The organism is Desulfogranum japonicum DSM 18378 (assembly GCF_000429945.1).
Taxonomy (GTDB): Bacteria; Desulfobacterota; Desulfobulbia; order Desulfobulbales; family Desulfobulbaceae; genus Desulfogranum; species Desulfogranum japonicum.
The window spans coordinates 88,835-115,320 of record NZ_AUCV01000003.1 but is presented as its reverse complement, the minus strand read 5'-3'; the positions used below and the strand labels follow the sequence as shown (position 1 = coordinate 115,320).

The window sequence follows — 26,486 nt, the reverse complement described above, 5'->3', positions numbered from 1 at the left end:
ACACATGTGCGACGTATGCGGCTGTCAGCTTCACGAACATCATCACACGGACAGTAAAGTTGTTGAAGTTAATCAAAGCCTTTTGGACGCCAACCAAAAGCAGGCTGAATCCAATAGATCCCATATTGAAAAAATGGGAGCCATTGCCATCAACCTTATTTCAAGCCCTGGCTCCGGAAAAACCACCCTTCTCGAACATACCATCGATGCATTGGGAGACAGTTTGAAAATCGGGGTCATTGAGGGAGATATCGAAACAGAACGGGACGCAGATCGAATCCGGGCCAAAGGTGTTCCAGCAGTACAACTGACAACCGGCGGAGCGTGTCATCTCGACGCCCCTATGGTACATGGTGGTCTGCATGTCCTTGAGCACTTTTGCCACGGTGCCCCTCTTGACCTGATCTTTATCGAAAACGTCGGCAACCTTGTGTGCCCGGCAACGTTTGATCTGGGAGAACACAAGCGCGTTATTTTACTCTCCGTTCCAGAAGGTTCTGACAAACCGGTAAAATATCCCACCACCTTTAAAGGCGCAGATCTATTCCTCATCACAAAGACCGACCTCCTCCCCCATTTTGACTTTGACATGGAGGAAGCTCAGCAGGAGGCCAAAACCATTCAACCCGACCTTGATATCATTGCCCTGTCGGCGACTTCCGGGGAAGGGTTTGACCAGTGGATTGCCTATCTCAAAGCACTGGTTGCAAAACAGGTTTCGTAGAATTACCACTTCTGAAGGGCCAATTAGGGTCGCGGAAAAGAATAAATATCCAAAAATTGCGTAGGATATCGGCTTGGTAACGTCGTCGCGCCAATGGTTCCATACTGGCCGTATTGAGCCATTGACGCGACGACGTTACCGAGTTGAAAGATAAGTAAGATTGGATAATGCATTTTTTCCGTGACCCTTAGGTAAACATCCCTGAAAACGACCTGTTTTCAGGGACGTTTCACGGTATTGTTAAGGTCAGACGGTAGTCAGCAATGCAAGGGAAATTGCATTGATAAATTCGCAAAACCTGAGAAAAGCCTCACTTGAGTAACACCATCCCAAGCATCAAGGCTGTTTGGGATTCATCTTTTTCTGCTGTTTCCCGGTCACCCCAGACCAATTTCCAGCCAAGAGCGTCACAGAGACGCTTCACATCCACTCCCACCGCTGAAAGCGAAGGCCTTGCATTATCAGGGTGCAGGCAGCTCTTGCCTGCCTCAAGAACCTGACACGCCTCCTGATTTGGACAGAATAATTCCTTGCAGGATCCAGCCGCAAATCCGGAAGCACCTGTATATCCTATTTTTTTTGCTGCTCGCTCCACCTGGGCAGCAATCCGGTGAATACTCTTCGCTACTTCCAGTCGTCTCTTGTCATAGAGAAATTTCATTGGAATATCTCGTTTAAATACCAAAACGCGCACGCAAATTGCTAGCATATCATCAAAAGCAGATGGTGACATCGCATGGGGAGGACACCCTGGAGCAAGTCCATAACTTGGACAACGAGGTTCCCTGCATAGACCGGCAAGGCGCTGTTCAACGCGAACATGGTCTACAGAAACAACCTTTGCTGCAGACGCCCCTGTCTCCAATGCAACTTGCACAAGGGCGGAAAAATCAGACATTGCACTGGTCATTTTACCCCACCTTGTGCGTAATGTATGTCATTTTGCCCCGCAAAGGAAAAAGCACAAACGTTTCATTGTCAGGGCGAAAAGATAATTTGGAAGCTGAAATGCCTAAAAGAGTATCACAAGAGCATTTTGATAGCAACAGCAACGGCGGGCAGAGAACCAAGAGCCTTGCTCTACGCATCTCAACAAGAAGTTTAAAAAAGAAAAAATGCACAAAAGCACATTTTCACTATGCAAACTGTGCGTGATATGCTAAAAGGTCTCAGAAGAAAGGATCACAAATGAGAGTGATTCTCTTCACAAACTGTAAAATGTGTCGTAACATTTATATATACGAATATTTGTCATGTATGTAACCGGGAGGTAAACTACGACAATAGTGCTGAAATATATAATCCAGGTTGATACCAGGGCAGGTTTGATGACTCTTGGAACACAGCTGATTTTCTCTGTGATGCTTCTCCAATTTATCACTTCAAAGAACTCCTTACACCCCCTCCCTGCCTTGGTATCAACCTGTATTATCGAGCACAACAAAAATAAAGACAGCGTCATAAATTAGGATTTCGCCAGAGCAGATTCTCTTATGGATTGTGACTGCAGTATGAGTTACACACCATAACACCCCACTCACCCCCCCTTCCCCATCTGCTCTGGCAATTTCCTTTACCTGACGTTGACATACAACTCAATATTCTCTGAGCAGGAATGTCCACCCCCAAGGACACCCCACCATCTTGGCCCCCACTTCCCAAGATAATCACTCAAAACACCCACCTCCTGCTCAGAGAATTTGATTTTCCAGGTTCAGTAAACTTTTCATTGCAGTATGCCCATTTTACCTTCTCTCTATTTACCACAGCTTTTGACATACATGCTCAACGGTGAAGAGTCTGTGGGAAAGTTGTTATTTTTTCGCAGATTATGGTATTTTCAGGGAATTAGGCACGGCCATACAGTTGGCATTGCGAGTATTGTCTTTCTGAAAAATCCAGGCGAGACGAAAAAGACAGACAAAAAAAATCCCGTACAGGTCAATATGAACTGTACGGGATTTTTTGTGCAGGCCGCAAAAAGATCGGATTCACCAATCCATACACGGACAGATAGCAGTTTACTTCTGCCGTGTTTGCTTGATCATGTATTGATTCACTGCTTCCTGCAGCGTTTTTACAGCCAAAAAGGCACAATGTGTCTCATTTTTCGGAAACTGTCCCAGGTGATTGAGTATATCGTCTCCTGTGAGATCAAATATTTGCTCAATGGTTTTGCCTATGGCCATCTCGGCTGCAAATGAGCCGCAGATACTGCTGGATGCACACCCGTCAGTTATATAGGAAGCATTACTTACCGTATCCTGCTCAAACTGCAGAAAAATCTTCATAGTATCCCCGCAATCACCGGTGATACAGCCGGTTGCATCCGGAATATCAATGACGCCATTAAACCTGGGGTTACGCCAACGGTCAAACCCGACAGCCCCATAAGCTTCTTCAGCGTCCTGAAACACCTTCTCCTGGATGGAATCAACCATAGCGTGAAACTGCGCATCATCCATAATAGAACACCTTCTCTACATTTTTATACAAGCATCCCTACGTTCCATTACCAATGGGCCTCGGCGTTAGCTGATTCAGTGTACTGCACATCTCCACTCTTCATCAGTTCGACAGCCTCACGCACAGTGCCTGCTACATCACTTACCACCTTCACCCCCGCAGCCTGTAATGTTTGAAAAGCCTTGGGCCCGCAATAACCAGTGCATAACACCTCTGCCCCGCGATCAGCTATCATCGTTGCAGCCTGAATGCCTGCACCTTTGAACGCATTGACATTTACGCTGTTATCCAGTGCTTCATTTTCCATGGTTTCCGTATCAACCATGACGATATAGCTTGCCCGTCCAAACCGGGGATCCACATCGCTATCCAGCGTGGCACCTTTTGCTGTCACTGCAATTTTCATAATATTTTCCTCTTATACGTACTGTACCCACCCGCAGGAACAACAACCGCCAACCCGATGGCGGTAAGGGGGAACTTCAGTTCCGAGGTAGGAGAAACTCTGAAATTTAATATCAGAAAAATCCTGCAGGTGGATACAATCTCAATGTGCAGATCCTCCGCCGCACACATCGTTATCGGTAATCATCGGCAGTTTACCGGCAATGAAATCTTCAACTACAGGACGAATGTCTGCGCGGACAGCATCGTGATACACGTCAATACCTACTGAACGAAACCCCATAAGAGGACGCATACCAATGCCGCCAACCACCAGGGCGTTTACCTTATTTTCAGCAAGCAAGTTTACAGGAACCATACAACCGCCCTGTACGTGCTCTTTATTTTGGAGGGTTGTTATTTCTTTGATTTCACCATCCTCCAGATCAATAAAGGTGAATACATCACAGTGACCGAAATGCCCTGCTCTCTTACCATCCAAACCACCATCGCCCAAAGACGGAATCGCCACTCTCAATATTGCCATACTTGTACCTTTTTACTGATTTAACGGATTGTTGATTGCAGATCCAGCACGCCCATACTATTCATGGCCGGGGATCCGATAATTTGGGTCCATATTTTTTGAATTGTTTTCGAAAGTTGTGACTCCGGCTGATATTCAAAAATATTCTGCCCTGCTACCATGGCTTGAACAAAGCTGGAATCAAAGGGAATACGTCCGACAACGGGCATATTGTGTTTCTGACCAATATCTGCAATTTTATCGCTCATTTCTGGATTTAAATCAAATTTGTTAATGCAGAGCATGCCAGGAAGCTTGAAATGGGATGCAAGTTCTGCAACTCGCAGCATATCGTGAATACCAGAAACTGTTGGTTCTACAACTATCAATAATGCAGTTGCACCGCTAAGGGAGGCAATCACCGGGCAGCCTATTCCCGGAGGTCCATCTGTAAGAATAAGTCCGTAGCCTTTCTGTTCTGCAAGATTTCTGGCCTCTTTTCTCACCAGACTGACCAGCTTGCCGGAGTTTTCTTCTGCAATACCCAGACGTGCATGCACCATGGGGCCGTATTTACAATCCGACAAGTACCATTCCCCACACTTTTGCGGCTCAAAACCGATCGCCTTCTCCGGACACATATCAACGCATACCCCGCAACCTTCACACAAAATAGGCTGAACGGTAAATGTCTCGTCAATTGCCCCAAAGCGACACACATCTCTGCAAGTACCGCACTGCGTACAAACCTGAGGGTCAACGCATGCCTGCCCTCCACCCATGAAATCCGTTGTTTGACATATCTTCGGCTGCATCAAAAGATGCATATCTGCAGCATCCACATCGGCATCGCACAGAACCGTGCCTTTGGCAAGAGCACTGAAAGCAGCGGTCAAGCTTGTTTTACCGGTCCCACCCTTGCCGCTGACGATTACCAGTTCATTAATCATTGCATACCTCCGCCCGCCTGAACCAACCTCTCTATCTGCGTGTACAAATTTTGAAATTTTCCTGCCCATTCAGGGAGTTCTTCAACCATGGTCTTCCCGTGGGAATATGCTTCGGCAATCTTTCGATCAAATGGTATTTCCATCAACACGGGTATCCCTTCAGATCTGGCATATTCTTTCACATCGTCGGTTCCCAAATCACTGCGGTTAATCACCAGGCCACTGGGTATTCCCAATAATTTCACAGCTTCAACCGCCAGCTGTAAATCATGGAGACCAAAAGGTGTCGGCTCAGTCACCAGAAGAACAAAATCAACTCCATATGTGGCAGCTATAACTGGGCATGATGTTCCAGGAGGTGCATCAATGATAACAGGGGCATCGGATACAGCCATTGAACGTACTTTTTTAATTAATGGCGGGGCCATTGCCTCGCCGATCCGCATTCGGCCATGGGAAAAGAAAATATGATCCCGCCGGCCTGATTCGATTTCACCCAGAACCCTGCCGACTTCAGTAATGGCATCTTCAGGACACACCAAAGTACAACCGCCGCAGCTATGGCAGAGTTCGGGAAAAACCAAAACATTTTTCCCTACAACTGTGATAGCGCTGAACCTGCATATTGCGGCACAATTGCGGCACAAAGAGCACTTTTCCATATCTATGTGAGGAACTGGAGTTTCCACCTGTATCTTTTCTGTCATGGCTGGTTGTAAAAACAGGTGCGCGTTGGGCTCCTCCACATCACAGTCAAGCAGTGTGAGATCATGTTCCACAGCAAGAGCCATATTAGTGGCCACTGTTGTCTTTCCGGTTCCTCCTTTGCCGCTGGCTACGCTGATAATCATTTGCTCAATCTCCCTGATTAAAAAAGGCTTGCGACCTTCGCGAGCTTATCCAACAACTGCTGACCATGCTCTGCGCCGGCATCGGAGGGTATTTGCATGAGTACGCCTAACCCTTCGGTAACTTCATGAAATTCTTTTTCCGGAAGATCACTTACCAGGGCTGTATTAATTAAAGGATTCACCTTGACCAGCTGCTTTAACAATTCCAGCCCTTCCATCTCTGGTAAGGTCTGGGAGCAAACCAACGCCTCTATCTTCTCCTGTTTTGCCTTTTCCAGAGCTTCCCCGGCTGAGTAAACCTCCTGTAACTGAACCTGACCCAGCAGAGCGTCTTTTAAAGATTGAAACTGTTCTGATTTCTGGCAAACAAATAATATTGTCACGCTTTATCCCATGGTGTACTCCCACCAGCGTTACAACACTGCTGAGAGCTATTTCTGTTAGTATCCATCAAGTTAGATCCCCCGGCCGCCATATTCAACTACGCCGTGGTCCAGTCGCATCCCGTTTTTGTCTTTTCATCGTCGTTCCTGTTTCAGATACCTTCTGTGTCTGCCCTGATCCTTTCCGTATCCTACCCCGGCAGCAAACAGTTCTCGCACATCCAGGCATCTTCAATGCTGTCCATTCCTGACAACCAGCAACCAGATTTTCCAGAATAACGCCGATATTACCTGTAATAAAAGGTATCACTTCCAACCCAGCTGCCTCCAGGGCATCGGCTGGTTCCTGTGATACAGCACCACAGATCAGTACCACAACCTCTTCAGCCTGTAGTACACGGACGCACTGGGAAACAGGCTCAGGCATAAAAGGCAAATAATAAGTGTGGATAATCTTTGTATTGTTGATTTCAGCTATCAGCAGAGTTCTGGCAGCATCAAAAACAGGGGAAACCCTGTCTCCCCATACAGTAACGGCTACTTTTAACTCTGAAGATGATCTTTTCATGGAACAGATACAGGCAATATGAATGCCAGATAAGCGCGCTCTTTCTGCCGGCTTCAGTCTTTCAACCGAGCGAACCAGTTACAGCCACGAGCTTACAGAGAGATAGGAGGAACCTCCACAAGAAAAGAGTTGCGTCATGAAGAAAGAAAGGCCTTTCCTGGCAGCACCAGCCGTTGCATACAGTACCGAAAAAGCTACTATATGCAACGGAATACAGTAGCACAAAAGCCACGCTGCTACTTGCCAGGTATATGCCGCCCATCACGGGAAGGAAGTGTAATCCCCAGCCGTTTAACCTTACGGAAAAATGTAGTTTTATGCATACCAAGATCCCTGGCAGCTGCTGTACGATTATAATCGTTTCGTTGCAAAGCGGCTTGAATCTGTTCAATTTCAGTATTATGCACAGCATGCTGGAGCTGGCCAGAGTCCTGGGGGCTGGCTGGCGGAACAGAATCTATATGTAACAGGGATTGCGGTAAATGATTCAGGGTGATAGGTCCAGATGAACAGAGGATGAAAGCATGCTCGATAATATTTTCCAATTCCCTGATATTTCCGGGAAAACTATGACGCATGAGCACCTCAAGGGATTCTTCACTCAAGTAAGATACAGCCTTGCCGCGCAATCTGTTCATTTTACCAATGAAGTGGTCTGCCAGAAGAGGAATGTCTTCCATTCGTTCACGGAGAGGAGGCAATTGCAGACGAACAATATTAACGCGATAAAAGAGATCCCTACGAAAACTCCCTTCCTCAACGAGATGGGCAAGATCTCTGTTGGTAGCGGCAATAATACGCACATTTGTGGTATGCTTTTCAACACTGCCCAACGGTTGATACTCTCTTTCTTCCAGTACCCGCAGCAATTTCACCTGAAAAGCCGGGCTGGTCTCACCCAGTTCATCAAGCATGATGGTCCCGCCCCCGGCTGCTGAAAAGTATCCCTGTTTATCTTTGACGGCATGTGTAAATGCCCCCCTTTTATAACCAAACAGTTCTGATTCCAGTAAGGAATCAGGAAGAGCACCGCAGTTGATGGCAATGAAAGGCTTTTCACTCCGCAGGGAAAGACTATGAAGAGCTCTTGCCAGCATTTCCTTACCTGTGCCGGTTTCGCCTTCAATAAGAACAGTACTGTCACTTTCAGCAATCTGGGGAACAACCTGAAAAATACGTTTCATCAAGGTACTACGTGATACCATATCACCAAGTTGAAAATTACCTTTCAGTTCCTTACGCAATTCTTCCACCACAGTATTGTCACGAAACGTTTCCACTCCGCCCAGCGTTTCTCCCTTTTCGTTTCGAAGCAGCGCTGTGGAAACTGCAATGGGAATGCGTTGTCTTTCGCTGTTAATTATGTAGGTAGATGTATTGACAAAGGCTTTGCCTTCCTTCATTGTCCGTTTTAGAGCACAATCTCCTTCGCACATGTTGGAACGAAACACTTCCCAGCAGTACCTGCCAATGGCCTCACTTCGCGGGATACCGGTGATTTCCTCGGCAGCCCGGTTAAAAGACATTATTCGCCACTCATGATTGACGGTAAACACTCCGTCTGAAATACTTTCCAAAATAATTTCAGTCACATGACCGTCTTTATTATTTTCCTGCTTCATGGTGTATACTTTTCCATTGACTACATCGTCACCTGTGCCGTATTTTTCATGACTTTCTCAAATGATGATCGTGAAAAATTCCGTATATTTTTCTCATTTCTGGCGTGTCGGCCGAGTTCAAATTCTGCAGAAACAGCGCTCCATTTCAGATACACATGCAATATCTGAATAGTATATACCCCGGACGACCATATTTATTCAGGAAAAAAGCTGGCAGTAACTGTCAGTTTTGTGTATATGATCGCTATATCCTACCCAACACCTTCTTTTCGGTGTCAGCCAGCTATGGCTTACTGCCCTTCTGCTCTGATCCTTGATTGTGAAAACTCGTATTGCATGTCTGACATAATAGGCATGAAACGATCATTTTTCGATATTTTGTCCACAATATTCAAGTGATTTCCCAACGTGTTGATCTGAGGAGGAAACCAAATGACAACCCAGAAACTGGTAGTAATCGGTGGGTCTGCCGCGGGTGCTAAAGCCGCTGCCAAGGCCAGGCGACTCAACGAATTCGCAGAAATAACAATCATCCAGAAAGATCCGGATCTTTCCATGGCCTCCTGCGGCTACCCCTACTATGTAGGTGGCACCTTTGACAATCGGAACATGTTGCTTTGTACGCCGACCGGTGTTGTACGAGACCCAAACTTCTTTCAAAACGCCAAAGGTATCAAGGCATTGGTGAACACAGAAGTCACCTCAATTGACCGCGAAGCAAAAACTGTCAGATGCGCCAATACCTTTGACGGCACAGAACAAAACATCGATTACGACAAGTTGATCATTGCCACCGGTTCCGTACCCAACATGCCGCCTATTCCCGGCCGTGAACTGGAAGGCATAACAACTCTGCTTTCCATGAAGGACACAGATTATCTGAGAAAAATCCGTGATGAAGGGAAAGTGAGACGGGCCGTAATCATCGGTGGCGGACTCATCGGAGTAGAAGCCTGTGAAGCTTTGCAGGAGTCAGGCATACAGGTTACGCTGATTGAAATGCTTGACCAGGTATTACCCTTTCTTGATCGACAACTTGCCAAACTGGTTGAGAACCACATGCAGGCCAAAGGAGCCCGTGTGCTCACTGAAAAAGGAGTAAAGGCCTTCACCGGCGAGAATGGCAAACTCAATGGCGTGACCCTTGACGATGGTTCAATGGTGGAATGTGAACTGGCCGTTATGGCCATCGGCGTGCGCCCCAACAGCCGGATCGCCAAGGACAGCGGCCTGGAAATCGGTCAGTTTGGTGGTATTACTGTGGACCAGCATATGCAAACCTCTGATCCACATATTTATGCAGCAGGCGATTGCGTGGAAATCGAAAATCTCAATGTTGGAGGAAAAACCTTCTCTCCAATGGGCGACCTGGCAAACCTTGAGGGTCGAGTCGCCGGCGAGAACGCCATGCTTGGGAACTGTACAACTTTCCCAGGTACCTACCATACAGGGATCTGCAAAGTATTTGATTTCAGCGCAGGTTCAACGGGATTGAGCGAAAAAATGGCTCAACGGGTTGGTCTTAAAGACTACACAACCGTTGTCAATGCCAGTCCTGACAAGCCTGGATTTATGGATGCAAAACTTGTCATCTCCAAAATGCTTATCTCCACCCAGGATCAACGTTTGCTTGGTTTTCAATGCGTAGGACCAGGTGATGTAAGCAGGGAAGTGGCCATGGCCGCCATGGCAATCCAGGGCAAGCTGACCATTGAAGACCTTGTAAATGCGGATCTTCCCTATGCTCCACCATTCTCGCTGGCCATTGATCATTTTATTGCAACTGCCCATATCATGCAGAATAAGCTCAAAGGTCGAATGACCGGTATCTCTGCGCAAGAGGTATGGGAAAAGGTAAGTAATGGTGAGCAACCATTTTTCCTGGACGGCAGGAGCCCACAGGAATACGAGGAAATGCAACTCGGAATTGGTGAAAAACTGATCCCCATCGGAGCGTTGCGCAAACGACTGGAGGAACTTCCGCAAGATAAAAGTCAGGAAATTATCTGCTTCTGCAAAATCTCGTTACGGGGGTATGAGGCGGCCACCGTTCTTAATGCCCATGGATACACAAACGTCAAAGTCATGGAAGGTGGCATCATGGCCTGGCCGTATCCTCGTAAAAAATAAGAACAAGCAGTATATTCCAGGGAACTATCCACCTGTTCCCTGGAGTACCAATCCCTATCTCAGGTTCTCCCCTCAATTGTCAGGTAATTCAACGTCCCATATACGGTGAACAAAGGGAAAAACAGAGCCATGAAAAAGATATTCACAAGAGGAATCATACTAAGAAGTGCGGGAAAAAGCCCCAGCCTGAACGATGCTGTCCTGTTGGTTCCTATCCAGCCTATTTTTTTTCCAAGACTCCAGCGATATCTGGATGATGGAAAGTCAATGAACATCAACGTAGAATAATATACATAAATAAGAAATACAGATACCTGGCCAATAACTGGAATAAAATTCACCACCAAAGCCAGGACAGTTGCCAACACACCGACAAAGCCTATTTTAATACCCTCCCACATATCAACTAGAAAACCGGTCAGGCTCATGACGGCTTCTCCCTCGCGTACCTTTCCGGTGAATCGATTTCCGGCAAGTATGCTTAAAAAGGCATACCCTGGACTGGTGAGGCTGTAAGCCAGAAGAAAGGCAAGATAAAAGACAATAATCCGGCTTATAAACAAAAACACCCAGTCGAGAACGTACCACCCCCAGACAAGTGGATATTTCCAGAAATGATCAGCCACAGGAGGCTGCACGAAAAAATTGCCGGTGTAGGAATCAACCAGCCCCAACGTAAAATGAGCTCCAACCCAGGTAAGCAGGGCTGTCAACCCGATCAACAGGATGCTGACCGACATGAGTTTTGGATAACGAAAAATAAAACCGGCTGAATACCCCAGGCTTATCCAGGGTGCTTTTTTTTTGGACACTGATGTAGTTGAAACCATAACACGTACTACAAGACTGCAAATAAAAGAAACATTCCAATACTCCAACTGTATACAGACGCATAGTCAGAATATCACCTTGAGGGACGCTGAAATGACCTCCTATCAGATGCTTGCACAGGAGTTCGGTAAGTCACATCATCATATCACACTGCCCCACGGGCAGTGGCCCGCATCATCATCCCTGGTAAGCACAACTCACCAGGTCGGACAGAGTATACCTGATATTTTGGGCAGAGAGTACTTCTAATACCTGCTCTACACGATCTTTTTTTTCCAATGCAATCAGAAGACTGTCCTTTTTTCTTTCAACAGACACACCCTTTTCAGACAGGACATCAAAAGTTCGCTCCAAGCCATCGACAACCAGGCCGAGAACAGAAAAATCATTCATATAAAATGCAGGAAAATCGATATCACGACCCCCTCTGCTTCCTTTCTCCACTATTCGCAACGTTCCCATAAGCTTCTCTGTTACCAGTTTTTTCTATGATAATCAGTAATTATATCAACACGTTGTGACTGTCCATGAATGAGGATTGTGTTCAAGTTTAGATAAGCGCAGACTCCGAACCATGCGATACATGTTACAACAGCCATATACTTGATATCGGCATCTATCTTCGCTTACTTTCGAACATAACACAAAGCTTAGGCAAATAAGCGAGGAACAAAACTCCGAAAAGACCATTTATAGACAGGCACTATCTTGCTGACATGCAACAATTCAACCCTATTCCCTACTGACAGCCTCATCAAGCACCTGACGTACGGTAAAAGCCATTTCCTTTTTGGAAACAGGTTTTAACAGGAATTCTCTAATGCCTTCACTCCTGGCCACCTCAGCAGTAATAAGCTCACTGTATCCAGTACAGATAATCACGGCCTGATCCGGGTCAATGGCAAACATAGCTTTTGCCAAAGCCATGCCTGTGAGCTGGGGCATTGTCATATCTGTAATGACCAGATCATATTTCTCCGGAGACTTGGTATACGCTGCTAGGGCTTTGGTACTGTCATCAAAAGCCACCACAGTGTACCCGAGTCGTTCAAGGATACGCTGAATAACCATAACCAGAGAAGGCTCATCATCACACACCAGAATGGTTTCTGTTCCCCTGGGAAGGGTTTCCTTTTTTTCATATTCAGAGCGTGATTCACTTGAATGTAATGGCAGGTAGACTGAAAAACATGTTCCCTGACCAAGCACTGTCTCCACACTCACCCCACCTTTATGTTCCAATACGACTTTCTGTACCAGCGTAAGTCCGAGTCCGGTGCCCTTCCCTTCTTCCTTGGTCGTAAAAAAAGGGTCAAACATTTTATCTAACAGGTCATCTGAAATACCACTGCCAGTATCTCGTATGCTCAGACGCGCATACTGTCCGCTTTCCAAATGATAGCCTTGAGGCAGGAGCAGTGGTGCACGTATTACATCCTGTTTGAGGCTTACAGTCAATATACCGGTTCCTTCCATTGCGTGGAGGGCATTGGTGCAGAGATTCAGTATTACCTGATGAAGCTGTGTGGGATCTGCCAACACCGGCAGAGGGATGACATCAATATCAGTCTGGATATCCACAGAAGTAGGAAAAGATGCCCTGATCATTTTCACAGTCTCTTTCACAAGCATATGCAGACTCAGGGTTTTCAGATTCTCTTCGCCCTGATGACTGAAGGTAAGAATCTGACGAACCAGATCCTTGGCTCGCAACCCGGCCTTGTGAATCTGCTTGATATCTCTACGGACCGATCCCCCGTCCACTTCTTTTTCTTCTATTGCCATGGTGGCATACCCAAGAATCACAGAAAGAATATTGTTAAAATCATGGGCAATGCCACCCGCCAACAAGCCTATCGTTTCAAGCTTCTGGGATTGTTTAAGTTTTTTCTCCATCTGCTTCTGTTCCGTAATATCAATGGCAAACTGGATATGAACGAGTTGGCCATCAACCCAATATATGGCGCGATCATAGTTGGCAAACCAGCTGCCTGATTTCGGATTCATTTTGTGCGAGGTTATCACCGCACCTGGACGACCATCTTTGTCAAGCAGTGCACCTTTGGTACAGAACGAGCAGGGACTGGAATGATTCTGGAACATTTCATAGCAACTAAGCCCGTTGACAAACTGACCATATTCCTGCTGCATTTTTTGATTCATATAGAGAATCTCATGTGTCTGCAGGTCACTGACAAATACATGGGCTTCAATACCATCCAGAATGGTCAATAATTGTCTGTGAGCCTCCGAAGCTTTCTCGGCAGACACCTTCTGCTCCACAATATCCCAGATAATTTCGCTGAAATGCTGCAGCATGGATATATCGTCGTCCGTATACTGGTGGTTGCGGTTGCCCACCCCAAAAATACAGATGAGAATACCGTTATGAAATACGGGGATGGCCAGCTCACGGGTAACCTGCTCGGGTTGCTGATCTGCCTTGCTTCTTCGCTCATACTCATTGACACAGACGGCTGTTCTTTCTCTGATACATTGCTCAATAATCGCAGAATGCTGGCCATAGCATCCCGGTTCATATCTGGTCTGAATATCATCGGCGTCTGCAGGTGACGTTATCCACACCCGTGCGCTTTGTTGTGGCAAATCGCCTTCCGCCAGGGAGTGATAAAATCCGAATCGGCTCTGGGTCAGCACCGCTAACTTCACACAAATGGCTTGCAAAAGCTCTTCCACCGTCCAGAGGTTGGCATGTTCCAGCAAAAAAAACCTGGCTTCTCGAATCTTCTGTAACCACATTCTGCCGGTAACATCTGAAAAGGTGAGCATCACCTCTGTAGGTAGCCCGGAATTATCTCGGAATAGTGGGGTAACATTGAGATCAACCCACACCTCTTTGCCCGTACTGTGCATTTTGAGTTTATATATAACATTCGACTGAGGCTTCCCTGTCTTGATGCACCGATATGCCGGCCTGTCGTACAATGAACAGGGCCGAAGTTGTTCATCGTAAATAGTCCAGGCTGATTCTTCATGTAACAGGGTGCGTAATTCTGCCTGACTTACCCCCAGAATACGTTCTGCTGCCGGATTGCAGGTAAGCAGCTGATATCCTGCTGAAAAAAAGATCACTCCCTCCTGCATGCTGTTATACAGGACGCGGTACTTTTCTTCGGACTCCTGAACGATCTTACGCTGCTCCCATTGCCCGGTTACATCCAACCCAAAAGCCAATATCCCCTGCTTACTGCCGCCACCGTAGGTAATTACCGTGGAGGTAGTTTCCAGCACTCGTGGTCCATTTACAGAGCGAATGGTCAGTTCTCGCCGTAACGGCTCCCCGGACTTCAACACATTTTTCAGATTGGCAAATATGTCTCCGTGCTCAATATCTACAACAAATTCATTAATATTCCGCCCATATAGAGAATGTACGCTTTCACCCAGCAGATATTCATTGGTTTTTGGATTGGCAAAGACAATAGTGCCATCCTCATCCAACACCATCATCAACTCCTGCATATTATCAACCAGTTCCTTATAGGAGCTGTCATCTCTTGGAAAGGATCCTGAAAAAGCCTCTTCGGAGGACTCCATGAAGTACATCACAACAAAATGGTCAGGTTTGTTGAAATAGGCGACACAGGTATACCAGCGTTTCTTTTCAGGAACATACTGGACAAACTGATGAACCAGGGAAGTGTGGGCTGCTGCAATAAAGGTGGCTAGCTGATCCAGAAAAGTTATACGCTGATCGGGAAAAATGGAGGTTGCCAGGCTGTTGCGGGGATCACAGCCAAGAATACTCACAAGGGGCCGGTTAGCCTCCAGAAAGAGATAGTCAACAGCTTTCCCGCTCTCATCGTATATAAGCCGATGATACCCCATGGCAACCGGACAGTCATAAAACAGGTTACAAAGATCAGTTTTTACATCAGACTGCCCTGTTTGTTCTGTTTCTTTCTTTTCTGTCAATGTTCCGCCTGTTTCCTGATCAACTGATATGAAAGCATTCGTTGTTTACCGAAATGTATAGATTTCTTGTATCCTACGCGAAACTTTCAATGTGGTCAACGTATTGGCTCCTATTTTACCGAACATTAAACATTGGTATTAACAGTTGACCTTCAGCTCCCTTTCTTCTATCATCCCTTCTAATTGTCGCTTAATCAACCGCTAAAAATGAAGTTTCAATCGCAGTCCTCAATGTCACCGGCAAAAACCGATGAACTGCAAGATCTCAACAATCAATGAGGAGAAACCATGCTCAGGCGCAAACCCTTTCTTATTATTTTGATAACAATGGTGCTGGTCATCCCCTCACTGGCATATGCTGCCAAGGGTTACAAAAATGAGTACAAACTCAGCGTTGTCGTTGGGCCAAAGCTTCCATGGGGTGAAGGCGCCACCAAATTCGCAGACCTGGTAAGAGAACGTACCCAGGGACGCATCAACATCAAGGTCTATACATCTTCCTCACTCATGGCTGGTAAACAGACCAATGAGTTCCTGATTCACCGGAAGGGCGTGGCAGACTTCTGTTTTGCATCCACCATCAACTGGTCCACAACCATTAAACCGCTTAACCTGTTCAACCTGCCCTTCTTCTTTCCGGATTACAAAGCTCTTGATGCCGTAACCCAAGGTGAAGTGGGGCAAGAACTTGGCGTACTGCTTAAAGAAAAAGGCGTCACGCTGCTAGCGTGGGGAGAAAACGGCTTCCGTGAATTGACGAATTCCAAAAAACCGGTTGCTGTTCCCGCAGACCTGGAAGGAATGAAAATTCGCGTGGTCGGCACCCCTATATTCATTGATACCATGAAGGCACTGGGAGCTAACCCTGTAAATATGAACTGGGGCGATGCCCAGGTGGCATTTCAGCAAGGCGTTGTTGACGGCCAGGAGAATCCGGTGGTTGCCATCGAAATCCCTGTAAAAATTTGGCAATTCCATAAGTATGCCACCATTTGGCGATACGTCATCGACCCCCTCATGATTACCGTTAACAATAACGTCATGAAATCCTTTACCCCTGAGGATCAGGAAATAATCCGTCAGGCTGCAATAGAGGCTGGGCAGTGGCAGCGTGAGGTTGTTCGCAAAGGGCTGATTGCTCCGGACCTCAGTGCCCTTGAAACAATGAAGGAAAACGGCATGGAGGTCACCGTACTTGACCAGGCGGCACGAAAACAATTCCGGGAGAAAACCGCTTCTGTATATGATAAGTGGGTGGATGTCGTTGGCAAGGACCTGGTTGATAAAGCAGAAAAAGCCATTACGGCATCACAGCAGTAGGTCCTTATAATGTTTTTTCGCTGGATTGCCGAGCATCTGGAAGAGGTGCTCGGCGCATCACTTCTGGCAGCCATGGCCATACTGGCGTTTGCCAATGTCGTAACTCGCTATATTTTTGAATACCCCCTTGCTTTTACAGAAGAACTCGAAGTTAATGCCCTTGTCTGGCTGACCCTGTTTGGTACAAGCCTTGCCTTTAAAAGAAAACATCATCTCAGGTTGCTTTTTTTCCAGGATAAACTTCCCGACGCCATTCGCCGACTGCTCAACACACTGATTGGTCTGGCTGGAATGGGCTTGTTTGCCAGTCTGGGATATCTGGGATATCAACAGTTGCTGGATGAACGAATACTGGAAATTACCTCAGAGTCTCTCAACCTGCCTCAATGGATGTATACCGTCTGCATACCTGTTGGCTGTACCCTCATCGTCATCCGGCTCTTGCAGGTGACCCTTGCTGAACTCAGAGGGAGGGGGTAATGGGGATCGCTTTATTTTTAGGTTTTTTCTTTTTGCTCCTGATCGGAGCACCCATTGCCATAGCCATAGGTATCCCGAGCTTTCTTGTTATCTGGGGAGCTGACCTGGGAGTTCCGGTCATTGCACCCAATTTTTTTGCAGGCATAGCCAAATTTCCATTACTGGCCATTCCTCTTTTCATACTTGCGGGCTTTATTCTGGAGCGATGCGGTATATCACAGCGCATTATTCATTTTGCCAACCTGCTCATTGGACAACGACGGGGAGGCCTGGCAATTGTGGCGATTGCAGTGTGTGTCTTCTTTGGCGGGGTATCCGGTTCCGGTCCCGCTGATGCTGCGGCCATAGGTGCGATTTTAATACCAGCCATGTATTCCCAGGGATACAGTCGCAGCTATAGCGCAGCCCTGATTGCGGCTGCCGGTTCCACAGCAATTATTGTTCCCCCATCCATAGCTCTGATTATCTATGGCGCCATCACCAATACCTCTGTTCCGGCATTGTTTGCCGCCGGAGCTGTCCCTGGATTTCTGGCTGGTCTGTCTCTGCTTATCCCGGCGTTAATCATAGCTGGGCGCAAAGGTTACGGTGCCAATGTAAAGAGCGAGAAAGAGGAAAGCCTCTGGCAAAGCTTTTGTAAGGCTTTCTGGGGTATCCTTGCACCAGTGATCATTCTGGGAGGACTTTATGGAGGCATATTCACCCCTACCGAAGCTGCAGTTGTTGCTGTTTTTTACAGTTCTTTTCTCGGTTTTGTGGTGTACCGGACGCTGAACCTCAACAAAATGTACACTATACTGGTGGAAGCGGCTGAGGCCTCTGCCATTGTCATGCTCATTGTAGCCTTTGCAGGGCTTTTTTCATGGGCTGGCGCCACTGTCGGCATTCTGGATAACCTTGCGAACATGCTCATGGGTATCAGTGATAACGAATGGGTAGTACTGCTATTAATCAATATACTGATTTTCATTGGTGGCATGCTCATTGATGCGGTTTCTATTTTTTATATCTTCCTGCCCATCTTCATGCCCATCATAAGTCATTTTGGCTGGGATCCCGTCTGGTTCGGCGTTGTCATGACTCTGAACCTTGCCATCGGACAGTTTACACCGCCTGTGGCAGTCAATCTTTATGTCACCACCCAACTTGCACAGATAAGGCTGGAAAAGACGTTTACCACAGTAGCCCCCATGGTCCTTGCTATGATCGTGGCTCTTGTGGTGGTCATTCTTTTCCCGTCACTGTCACTTATCATACCCAGATTTTTTCACCTGATGTAGGCTATCAAGGTGACCATTGATTCACTGTTTCGAACTGACTATCGATCTGACCACTACATCAGCAGGGGAGAGCATCTCCCCTGCTAATTCTTCCTCTTTATTTTCCAGTTACCTTCAACGAAAAACTATTGTAGAATAAGTATGTTAGAAAATAACGTATTCTACACAGATCAAGCCTTCCTCATTTTATTACGCAACAGTTTGTTATTATTTACGTAATTAAGACAAACCAGTTTATAGTATCTGAAAAAGACCACCACAGGAGACACGCAAAAATGATAACTATACGAATTATTGTAATCATTGCTAGCCTGGCCTTTTTTTTAAGCACCAACGTTAATGCATCAGACATTGAAAAAGGAATTTCAGAATACTCATGGGGTGATAGCGCATCCAAGCATAGTGGTTTATCAAAACTTGGTGCTAAAGGGGAGGTCAGCTATTACAGCAATCCCGGAGAGACATATACAATTGGTGATGTGACCATTGACAATGTTGTCTACGGGTTCTACAAGGACCAACTTTTTGGAATATACCTCAATATAGATTCCATCGATATATATGATACATTACTCAACCACATGAAATCTCAATACGGGCTACCAGCTTATAAAACCACAGCGAGCAAACTCGTTACCTATAAATGGGAACAACAGAATGTCACGATTAAGCTGAAAATGAATACTACAACCGAAAAGATGAAGCTGGCATTCTATTTCCAACCATTTTCCAGCAAGGTGAATGTCAATCAGTGGGAAGAACTCGATATTTCTTCATTCCATTTTGTTCCCATTGAGAAGGATAAAAAACCAGAAGAGTTTATTCTTTTCAAATTTTAATCAGAAATCCGCTGGAATCCTAAAATATTCCAGAGAGGGTTTTAGCCAAGAAAATTCCCGTGTTTATCTACCAACTCCGGATAGAGCTTCACTGCGCATTCTGGACAAATACCATGACTGAATTCCGCATCACTGTGAGTTTTGATATATGACTCAATCTGATTCCAATAGCCTTTATCATCGCGGATTTTCTTACAAGAAGCACAAATAGGCAGGAGTCCGCTCAATTTCTTGATCCTGTCCAGAGCCTCCCGAAGTTCTCTGACCGTTTTTTCCAGGTCGTCGTCAGCAGCTTTTCTCCTTTGAAGCATAATGTTACAGACCAAAGCCAGTTCGCCGATTTCATCTTTTGAATCTACAGGGAAAGATTCAGTTTTTTCACCCCTACCATAAGCTTCCACAGCCTTGGAAAGGGATCGTAGAGGCCTGGTGATAGCCTGTGAAAATATAATCGAAAGAATAACACCGATAAGCAACAGTGTAAGAGCATACAGGATGATTATCGTAACAATTTCATTTACGTCACTTTTGAGCATCTTATCTGACAGCCCCAGATGCAGTACCCCTATATCTCCGTTAAGAAGAGGGACAGCGATATCATAAACGCCTCCCTTGTCGGTTGCCAGCTTTTTGACTGAAAAAGCCTGGTCAGATTTTACATTATTAACGCCAATCAGACTTGCTGGCACTCCTTTTTCAAAGGTATGGGCTATCTCACTTCCAGAATTGCTCAAAACATATCCGTAAACCAGCTCTTCTTCGGAAGTTATCACATCTTTCAGCATGATAGTAACTTTAAAATACTGCTCCGTAATTACCGGATTAACACAATCAAGTGCCATCTTTTTAGCTATATAGACGGTCTGTTCTAACAGGATATTGCTGAGCTTACTATATATTATGGTTTTGGCAAACACCACCATACCGATCCCGAACAACGCGGTAGTCAGTATAATGCTGAAAAGAATTTTTATCCGCAAGGTAATAGAAAGCATGTCTTACCGCTTGGCTTGATTCTTTCTAAGCCAGTCCTGCATTTTCCTTATCGAATCGTAAGCATTGTCGTCAATAACTACGAACTTGTCGATATTCATTCTTTTTAAAATGTCTTTACCACGGGGATCGAGATGAGCATCCAGCAGAGCCTTCTTCAATCTTGACTTGAGTTCTTTGTCTAGATTCGAAGGCACCACAATTGGAGGAATAGCATAGGCCGGGGATCTTTCCAGGATTTGTGTTTGAGAGGTAAGATCGGGATTCGTCGTACGAAGATATTCCCAGATAAGACTATCTACTGCAGCCCCGTCAACGACGCCGTATGATACCGCCTTGATGGATTTATCATGGGAAGTGGTGAAAATAAATTCCTTAAAAAAAGTTTCAGGAGTTTCCCCCATCTGGGCAAGCATGTACGTTGGGACGAGTTTTCCGGTGTTTGACAGGGGGTCGGTGAAGGCAAATTTTTTACCGCGAAGGTCTTCAAATGCCTTATAGGAACTACCTTTGTGAACAATAATATAAGAATAATAGACTGTTTTCCCGTTGGCTTGAGGAGCTACAAGCAATTCGAGACCGAACTCTTCCTTTCCTTCCACATAAGGGCCACTACAGACAAAAGCAGCCTCCAACTGCCCTTCTTTCAGCAGCTGGTTAATAGCCGCATAGTCCTCTCTATCCACATATTCGATTTTCCTTTCTATTTTATCTTGAAGATAACTGAGCAGGTCAAGATAATAGGCAAGTCCGGCCTGCGGAGTAATGATGCCCCCGATTGCTATGCGGATTTTTGGCTGCTCTGCCTGTCTGTAAGTTTCTGCTTTTCTGGGAGCATCATCGAGCACGATTACGTTCTGCTCTTCCCCCTTGCACCCTCCTAAACCGAGCAGAAGTGCCAGAATAACACAACAACAAGATACATATCGCAACATCGTTATATCTCCCGGAGCACAAGAGCATTACGAGCAACTCAGTCAACCAAATATCATACCTCTAGAGAAATTTTATGTTGTTTGCCAACCTGCGTCAAATCGTAGCTAAAGTTTTATATCAGCTATAACCTCTTCACTGGTCGAAACAGAGAGTGTGCATTTCCAAGATTCATGCAAAATCTCAACAAGTCCATACCACCGCTTTTGCACTATTAATTTAACCCATGTAATAGTCGGTGATCAGAATAAAAATAAATATCCAAAAATTGCGTAGGGTATCGGTTTGGTAACGTTGTCGCGTCAATGGTTCCATACTGGCCGTATTGAGCCATTGACGCGACGACGTTACCGAGTTGAGAGACAAGCAGGATTGGATAATTTGTTCTTTCCGTGCCCCTAAGAGACCAACGGCAGACTTCATGGAGTGTCCATGATCAGTTATGGAGCCCCTACTCAAGGCTTGCTACTCACAAACAGCCAATGAAAGATAAATGTTCACTTTCATCTTGCTTCCAGCCCACACTCTATGTTAGATATCCACTCAATATTACATAAAAACTCAATATGCCCTTTTCGTTTTCATAGCCTTCATACTTTTCATGAACATACAGATACTCGCGCTCGTCGCTTTTCTCCTTGTGGCAGGTACCAGTGCTGCTGCAGATTCGGAGGTCAACGTCAAGAACCAGAAGTTTCAGGAAGCGTTTTACCTGAAAACTGCCCAGGACCTCAAAACTCTCTGCTCCACTGACAAAGAATACCAGCTCCACGATAAGGCCATGGGATTCTGTTACGGGTTCATGTCCGGGACCATGAGCTTCTATGGAGCAATTAAGGAAAATCCCAATATCAGCAAACTTGTCTGCTCAGACAGCCCCATATCACGTTCTCAAATGGTGACAACTTTTTTAGAGTGGGCTGAAAACAATCCTGACAGGCTCTCGCAACCTGCAGTGGATAGCCTCATGCAGGCTGCTTCAGAAAAATGGCCCTGCCATGAATCGGAAATTGCTATGAACAGATAACGCTCCACCGATTTACACATTTCTCAATCTGTTGAAGCAGGTTTTCCAGAGCTTGCTGAATATAATCGACTGTCAGGAAATACCAGGCCCACCAATACAGGAAAAACAATCAGTATGGTGATCAGCAACCAGCCTGTAATCCCGGGAGCTGTTGTTTGCAGAAGATTAGCAAGCGGTGGCCAATACACAGCAACAAAAAGTAAAGAAGCGCAGCCACCCCAAGCTCCCCACATCCAGTAGTTGCTGACAATATCATTATGAAAAATTGTGGTTCCTGGATCACGCAGATTTAAGACAAATACCAGTTTAGCAAAGGCAAGGGTCAAAAAGGAAACCGTAACCGCCTGCTGCTCCGGATACCCCAAGACAAGCAAAGCAGCAGCCAGGCCTGCAAGTACAGCCACTCCCAGCACTCCGCTCCATCCTGCTACCATCAGCCAGTGATACCTGGTTAAAATGGACTCCTCTGCCGGGCGAGGTGGCCGCTTCATGACGTTAATGGCACTACTCCCAACTGCCAGGGCCATGGCCGGAAAAACATCGGTGAGCACATTCAAAAACAGAATCTGTAATGGTTTTAATGGAATTGGAGCATTTGCCAACGATGCCAGGGTGACAACCAGTACTTCGGCAAAATTTGTGCACAGCATGAACATGACCGATTTGCGAATGTTGGCAAAAATGATTCGCCCTTCACGGATGGCGGCAACAATGGTACTGAAGCTATCGTCAAGCAACACCATATCAGCCACCTGCTTGGCGGCATCTGTTCCTTTGAGCCCCATGGCAACACCAATATCAGCCTGCTTCAAAGCCGGTGTATCATTGACCCCGTCTCCAGTCATGGCAACAATATCTCCGTTGTTCTGATACATGCAAACCAACTGGTATTTCTGCTCCGGTGTTACCCTGGCAAAAACCCGTGCCTTGAAAAGGGACTCTTCACGCGCGTCAGCCAGTTTTTCATTGGATGGCAGTTCACTCCCCTGACGCGCATCACCACTCTCCTGTAAGCCTACCTGTTTACCAATGGCACCACCAGTCTCAGCGCTGTCACCTGTTACCATGATGACTCGTATACCTGCATGCCGACAGGCCATTATAGATTCCTTCACATCCTCTCTGGGAGGATCTTCCAGAGCTGCCAAGCCGACAAAACTTAATTCTGCATAGGGGTCAAGCTCAGGATCATCAACATAGCTTTCTGCAAAAGCCAAAACCCGCAGGCCCTCACCGGCCAATCGAGTTACCTGTTCCTTCCAGTTCGCTTTATCTGTATCTGTAAGAGGGAATATTCCTGTGCTGGTTCGCATATTGCTGCAATGCTCGAGCACTTTTGCCGGAGCTCCTTTCACGGCAACGTAATACTGCTGTTTTTGAAAAGATTGTTCCCTGTTTACATGAATTGTGGCCATCATCATGGTCCTGGAATCAAACGGGACTTCGCGAACCTCTTCCATCTCTGCGCGTAACTCTTCACAGGTCATCCCTGCCTGCTCCGCAGCCTGCACCAGAGCTATTTCCGTGGGATCACCACGATATGCATTGTTCAGATCATGATCAGGTTGAACACTTGAGCAAAGAACACCTATGGCAAGCAACCTTTTTTTGGAGATTTCCGCTTCTGCATGCCCTGAATCGGCAAGATCTTGCCGATTATCCCTGTTAGCGGAAGTTTTCGGGGTTATAAGCTGCTTTACAACCATCTTGTTTTCAGTGAGTGTGCCTGTTTTATCAGTAAACACCACAGAAGTAGCCCCAAGGGTTTCTACCGCAGGCAGGCTATTCATTAACGCATGGTTTCGTGCTAACAACCACATGCCACGGGCGAGAGCAATGGTGGCCACAATGGGGAGACCTTCGGGAATAGCGGCAATACCCAGAGCAATGGCTGTTTCAATCATCAAAACTGGTTCCTGGCCTGCATACAACCCGGCAACACCAACAACAAATGCGAGGCTTAACGTTATACAGGCCATTCTTCTTCCAAGTTGGTCCAATCGTTGCTGCAGGGGAGTTGCTTTTTTATGAGCCTGGCGCGTTAACTCTGCTATGCGACCCAGTTCAGTCGCAGATCCAGTGGCAACCACTACGCCAATGGATGTCCCTTTAACAACCGATGTTCCCTTATATACCATACAGTGGCGTGCATATAAGGGAGATTTGGCATCTACGTGGGTGGGATTTTTGTGTACAGGTACGGATTCACCGGTCAATGCGGCTTCATTTACCCTGATCTCTTTATCCCCCAGCAAACGAACATCTGCCGGAACCAAATCTTCTTCCAGAGCAACAATATCACCAGGTACCAGTTCCCGGACTAATACCCGTTGCCGTTTACCTTCCCGAATCACTGTCGTATACTGACGGCCCAGTCGACGGAGTGCTTCCATGGAACGTACCGCACTGAATTCTGTAAAAAAGCCGATTGCAGCATTGATCAGAGTTACTGCCAGCAATGCGATCGCCTCAGGAAAACGCCCTGTTACCAAGGCAAAAACTGCGGCAACGATCATGATTACAATGACTACACTTTTGAACTGTTGGAGTACAATCTGTCCCCAATGACGGATCTGCTCCGTTTCAAGTTCATTGGGGCCGTGCTGCTGTCTACGTAGATTAACTTCAGGGGAGGACAGCCCTTCACCCGAGACAACCCGCAGGCTATCAAGAACAGCATCCTGAGTTAAACTGTGGAAAGGTTGATCGGATTTCACAATACTTCACCCCGGTTCTCTCTGGCAGGAATTTACAGTGTTTTCCCTAACCTCTTTGTATAACATACCTGAAGAGTTCAAGTAGATCTATTCAACTATACAGTATACCTGTTGAAGCATAAAACAGCGTTTTTTATGTAAATCGAAAAAACTGATCAGTTAACACTTTGAATTATTGTGTTTTTTACACTAACCCAAGCGAAGATACTTCTACTTTCGCCTTCTCTGAAATCTCTGCAGGCGAATTCTATTGGTGATAGTTTCAGGATTGATGGAGACAAACAAGATACCGACAAGGGTCATGATCCCTCCGGTAATAAGCTTCCAACCGATTTCATCTCCAAACAGAAATACCCCCAGGATAGAAGCAATAATTGGAGCCAGAAGCAGTAATGGCGTGACGTAGGACACGGGATATTTCCCCAACAGGTAATATACGATACCATGGCCGAGAACCGAGGCTCCCACGGCTGAATACAAGGGGGACCAGTAATCAATGAGCCGGACCTCACGTAAAAGCTCTGCCTGTCCACTTTCAAAACAAAGTGAGAGGAGGAGCTGTGAAGGCATGCCCACGGCTGCAATCCAGGCCTGCAGCCGTAATACCCCGAGATTTGGGCATTGCCGCATGAAAATAGTTGCAGTGGCCATCACCAAGGCGGCGGAAGCCACCCAGAGAACAGCGTCAAGATGATTGAACACCACCGGGTCAAATCCTATTACCATTACCCCAAGCAAGGCAATAGTAATGGCTGCAACACGGGGGAGAGATATTTTTTCTTTAAGCAACAGCGTTGCAAGAATAGCTGAAAACGGCACATATAACTGAGCTGTTATGGCAATGGAAGCTATATTGCCTCCGGCACTGAGGCCTATAAAAATCATCCCGAAATGTACCACACCCAACAGGAATGCCACACGCAGCATGGGTTTCATGAAGCCAGGCGCAGGCCTGAGCCATGGCAGCATGATGATAAGCAACAGCATAAAACGTATGCTGGTAAAAAAAAGAGGCTGGAAGGTATCTGCACCAATTTTGCCAGCAATAAAATTGAATCCCCATGCACAATTGGCAATCAGAATCAGGAGTAAATCCGGTACACTCATATATTACTCGTTACACGGTTTAAAAAGATGCCACAGGTCTCTGCCTGACAAAAACCGGAGGCGTTTTAGTGCACGGATTTTCCTGTGTCAACCTGTAGATAGGAAAAGTTTAATGCATAATAATCCATTTCACGCAGGACTGCCATGGATTGTGGTATCCGTGCAGCTTTTCACCTGCTGGACAAAAACAGTGCCGTTTCAACTTTGCTGCCTGGTAACTCCTCATAGGGGAAGTGATTCAACCTGGAAACTCTCCTGTATTCGTAACGGCTTACATGGTGCCTGAGATTTTCGCAAGCAGGATGGCGCAGCGTATAGCCCATACCTAAGCCAGGCTGATCACGGAAAAATCAGGGGCACTGTGATCAGCTACGCTGTGTGTTGAAAAAAATGTACCGCAGGTGAATAGCTTTTCAGGC

Annotated in this window: 24 protein-coding genes; 8 read left to right on the top strand and 16 right to left on the bottom strand. The window is 46.3% G+C overall.

What is annotated here, in order from left to right:
- Positions 1–4: 4 nt before the first annotated feature.
- Positions 5–724: a hydrogenase nickel incorporation protein HypB gene (gene hypB / locus G493_RS0103700; RefSeq protein ID WP_028579290.1), complete on the top strand. Its 720-nt coding sequence runs from the start codon at positions 5–7 to the stop codon at positions 722–724.
- A 310-nt stretch (positions 725–1,034) separates the two neighbouring features.
- Here the strand turns inward: hypB and G493_RS0103695 are convergent, their stop codons facing one another.
- The 9 genes from G493_RS0103695 to G493_RS0103640 form a co-directional block, all read right to left on the bottom strand.
- On the bottom strand, positions 1,035–1,634 hold the full coding sequence (locus tag G493_RS0103695; protein WP_028579289.1) for a DUF2284 domain-containing protein: 600 nt from the start codon (positions 1,632–1,634) through the stop codon (positions 1,035–1,037).
- Between the two features lie 1,111 nt (positions 1,635–2,745).
- Complete coding sequence (locus tag G493_RS0103680) at positions 2,746–3,189, bottom strand: iron-sulfur cluster assembly scaffold protein (RefSeq protein WP_035273500.1); 444 nt, start codon at positions 3,187–3,189, stop codon at positions 2,746–2,748.
- Positions 3,190–3,236: 47 nt separating this feature from the next.
- Entirely contained in the window at positions 3,237–3,596 is a 360-nt protein-coding gene (locus G493_RS0103675; protein ID WP_028579285.1) for a NifB/NifX family molybdenum-iron cluster-binding protein, read from the bottom strand.
- Between the two features lie 141 nt (positions 3,597–3,737).
- The gene (locus G493_RS0103670; protein WP_028579284.1) at positions 3,738–4,121 is read right to left on the bottom strand and encodes a NifB/NifX family molybdenum-iron cluster-binding protein; all 384 of its coding nucleotides are present in this window, start codon (positions 4,119–4,121) and stop codon (positions 3,738–3,740) included.
- A 20-nt stretch (positions 4,122–4,141) separates the two neighbouring features.
- Positions 4,142–5,047, bottom strand: a complete 906-nt coding sequence (locus G493_RS0103665; protein WP_028579283.1) for an ATP-binding protein — start codon at positions 5,045–5,047, stop codon at positions 4,142–4,144.
- A complete protein-coding gene (locus G493_RS0103660; RefSeq protein ID WP_035273495.1) occupies positions 5,047–5,901 on the bottom strand; it encodes an ATP-binding protein in 855 nt (284 codons plus the stop codon). Before G493_RS0103660 ends, G493_RS0103665 begins: the two co-directional genes overlap by 1 nt.
- Before the next feature lie 17 nt (positions 5,902–5,918).
- The gene (locus tag G493_RS31755) at positions 5,919–6,284 is read right to left on the bottom strand and encodes a response regulator transcription factor (RefSeq protein WP_051308989.1); all 366 of its coding nucleotides are present in this window, start codon (positions 6,282–6,284) and stop codon (positions 5,919–5,921) included.
- 94 nt (positions 6,285–6,378) lie between these two features.
- Positions 6,379–6,852 carry a NifB/NifX family molybdenum-iron cluster-binding protein gene (locus tag G493_RS31750; protein ID WP_051308988.1) on the bottom strand — a complete coding sequence of 158 codons (474 nt, stop codon included), beginning with the start codon at positions 6,850–6,852 and terminating at the stop codon, positions 6,379–6,381.
- 236 nt (positions 6,853–7,088) lie between these two features.
- On the bottom strand, positions 7,089–8,474 hold the full coding sequence (locus G493_RS0103640; protein ID WP_028579281.1) for a sigma-54 interaction domain-containing protein: 1,386 nt from the start codon (positions 8,472–8,474) through the stop codon (positions 7,089–7,091).
- Positions 8,475–8,906: 432 nt separating this feature from the next.
- On the opposite strand from G493_RS0103640, the gene G493_RS0103635 reads away from it, so the two are divergent.
- The gene (locus G493_RS0103635) at positions 8,907–10,604 is read left to right on the top strand and encodes an FAD-dependent oxidoreductase (protein ID WP_028579280.1); all 1,698 of its coding nucleotides are present in this window, start codon (positions 8,907–8,909) and stop codon (positions 10,602–10,604) included.
- Positions 10,605–10,663: 59 nt separating this feature from the next.
- Here the strand turns inward: G493_RS0103635 and G493_RS0103630 are convergent, their stop codons facing one another.
- The 3 genes from G493_RS0103630 to G493_RS31745 all read right to left on the bottom strand — a co-directional run bounded on the left by G493_RS0103630 (position 10,664) and on the right by G493_RS31745 (position 15,371).
- Positions 10,664–11,434 carry an EI24 domain-containing protein gene (locus tag G493_RS0103630; RefSeq protein ID WP_035273492.1) on the bottom strand — a complete coding sequence of 257 codons (771 nt, stop codon included), beginning with the start codon at positions 11,432–11,434 and terminating at the stop codon, positions 10,664–10,666.
- 178 nt (positions 11,435–11,612) lie between these two features.
- The gene (locus G493_RS0103625) at positions 11,613–11,897 is read right to left on the bottom strand and encodes a hypothetical protein (protein WP_028579278.1); all 285 of its coding nucleotides are present in this window, start codon (positions 11,895–11,897) and stop codon (positions 11,613–11,615) included.
- 270 nt (positions 11,898–12,167) lie between these two features.
- On the bottom strand, positions 12,168–15,371 hold the full coding sequence (locus G493_RS31745; RefSeq protein ID WP_051308987.1) for a hybrid sensor histidine kinase/response regulator: 3,204 nt from the start codon (positions 15,369–15,371) through the stop codon (positions 12,168–12,170).
- A 288-nt stretch (positions 15,372–15,659) separates the two neighbouring features.
- On the opposite strand from G493_RS31745, the gene G493_RS0103615 reads away from it, so the two are divergent.
- From G493_RS0103615 to G493_RS0103600, 4 genes are all read left to right on the top strand, one after another.
- Positions 15,660–16,691, top strand: a complete 1,032-nt coding sequence (locus G493_RS0103615) for a DctP family TRAP transporter solute-binding subunit (RefSeq protein ID WP_028579277.1) — start codon at positions 15,660–15,662, stop codon at positions 16,689–16,691.
- 9 nt (positions 16,692–16,700) lie between these two features.
- Positions 16,701–17,171 carry a TRAP transporter small permease gene (locus tag G493_RS0103610; protein WP_035273490.1) on the top strand — a complete coding sequence of 157 codons (471 nt, stop codon included), beginning with the start codon at positions 16,701–16,703 and terminating at the stop codon, positions 17,169–17,171.
- Positions 17,171–18,451, top strand: coding sequence for a TRAP transporter large permease (locus tag G493_RS0103605; RefSeq protein ID WP_035273488.1), 1,281 nt, complete (start codon positions 17,171–17,173; stop codon positions 18,449–18,451). The genes G493_RS0103610 and G493_RS0103605 overlap by 1 nt, the downstream gene beginning before the upstream one ends.
- Positions 18,452–18,726: 275 nt before the next feature.
- Entirely contained in the window at positions 18,727–19,290 is a 564-nt protein-coding gene (locus G493_RS0103600) for a hypothetical protein (RefSeq protein WP_028579274.1), read from the top strand.
- A gap of 41 nt (positions 19,291–19,331) precedes the next feature.
- Here the strand turns inward: G493_RS0103600 and G493_RS33930 are convergent, their stop codons facing one another.
- Complete coding sequence (locus G493_RS33930) at positions 19,332–20,285, bottom strand: HAMP domain-containing protein (RefSeq protein ID WP_028579273.1); 954 nt, start codon at positions 20,283–20,285, stop codon at positions 19,332–19,334.
- Between the two features lie 3 nt (positions 20,286–20,288).
- The gene (locus G493_RS0103590; RefSeq protein WP_028579272.1) at positions 20,289–21,218 is read right to left on the bottom strand and encodes a substrate-binding domain-containing protein; all 930 of its coding nucleotides are present in this window, start codon (positions 21,216–21,218) and stop codon (positions 20,289–20,291) included.
- Positions 21,219–21,817: 599 nt separating this feature from the next.
- Here G493_RS0103590 and G493_RS0103585 point away from each other — a divergent pair.
- Positions 21,818–22,243, top strand: coding sequence for a Rap1a/Tai family immunity protein (locus G493_RS0103585; protein ID WP_028579271.1), 426 nt, complete (start codon positions 21,818–21,820; stop codon positions 22,241–22,243).
- A 23-nt stretch (positions 22,244–22,266) separates the two neighbouring features.
- Here the strand turns inward: G493_RS0103585 and G493_RS27645 are convergent, their stop codons facing one another.
- Complete coding sequence (locus G493_RS27645; protein WP_205623629.1) at positions 22,267–24,960, bottom strand: cation-translocating P-type ATPase; 2,694 nt, start codon at positions 24,958–24,960, stop codon at positions 22,267–22,269.
- 210 nt (positions 24,961–25,170) lie between these two features.
- Complete coding sequence (locus G493_RS0103575) at positions 25,171–26,067, bottom strand: DMT family transporter (protein ID WP_028579270.1); 897 nt, start codon at positions 26,065–26,067, stop codon at positions 25,171–25,173.
- A 112-nt stretch (positions 26,068–26,179) separates the two neighbouring features.
- Between G493_RS0103575 and G493_RS33315 the strand changes: the two genes are divergently transcribed.
- Positions 26,180–26,353 (top strand): hypothetical protein, encoded by a 174-nt coding sequence (locus G493_RS33315; RefSeq protein WP_153306423.1) that lies wholly within the window; start codon positions 26,180–26,182, stop codon positions 26,351–26,353.
- Positions 26,354–26,486: the final 133 nt, after the last annotated feature.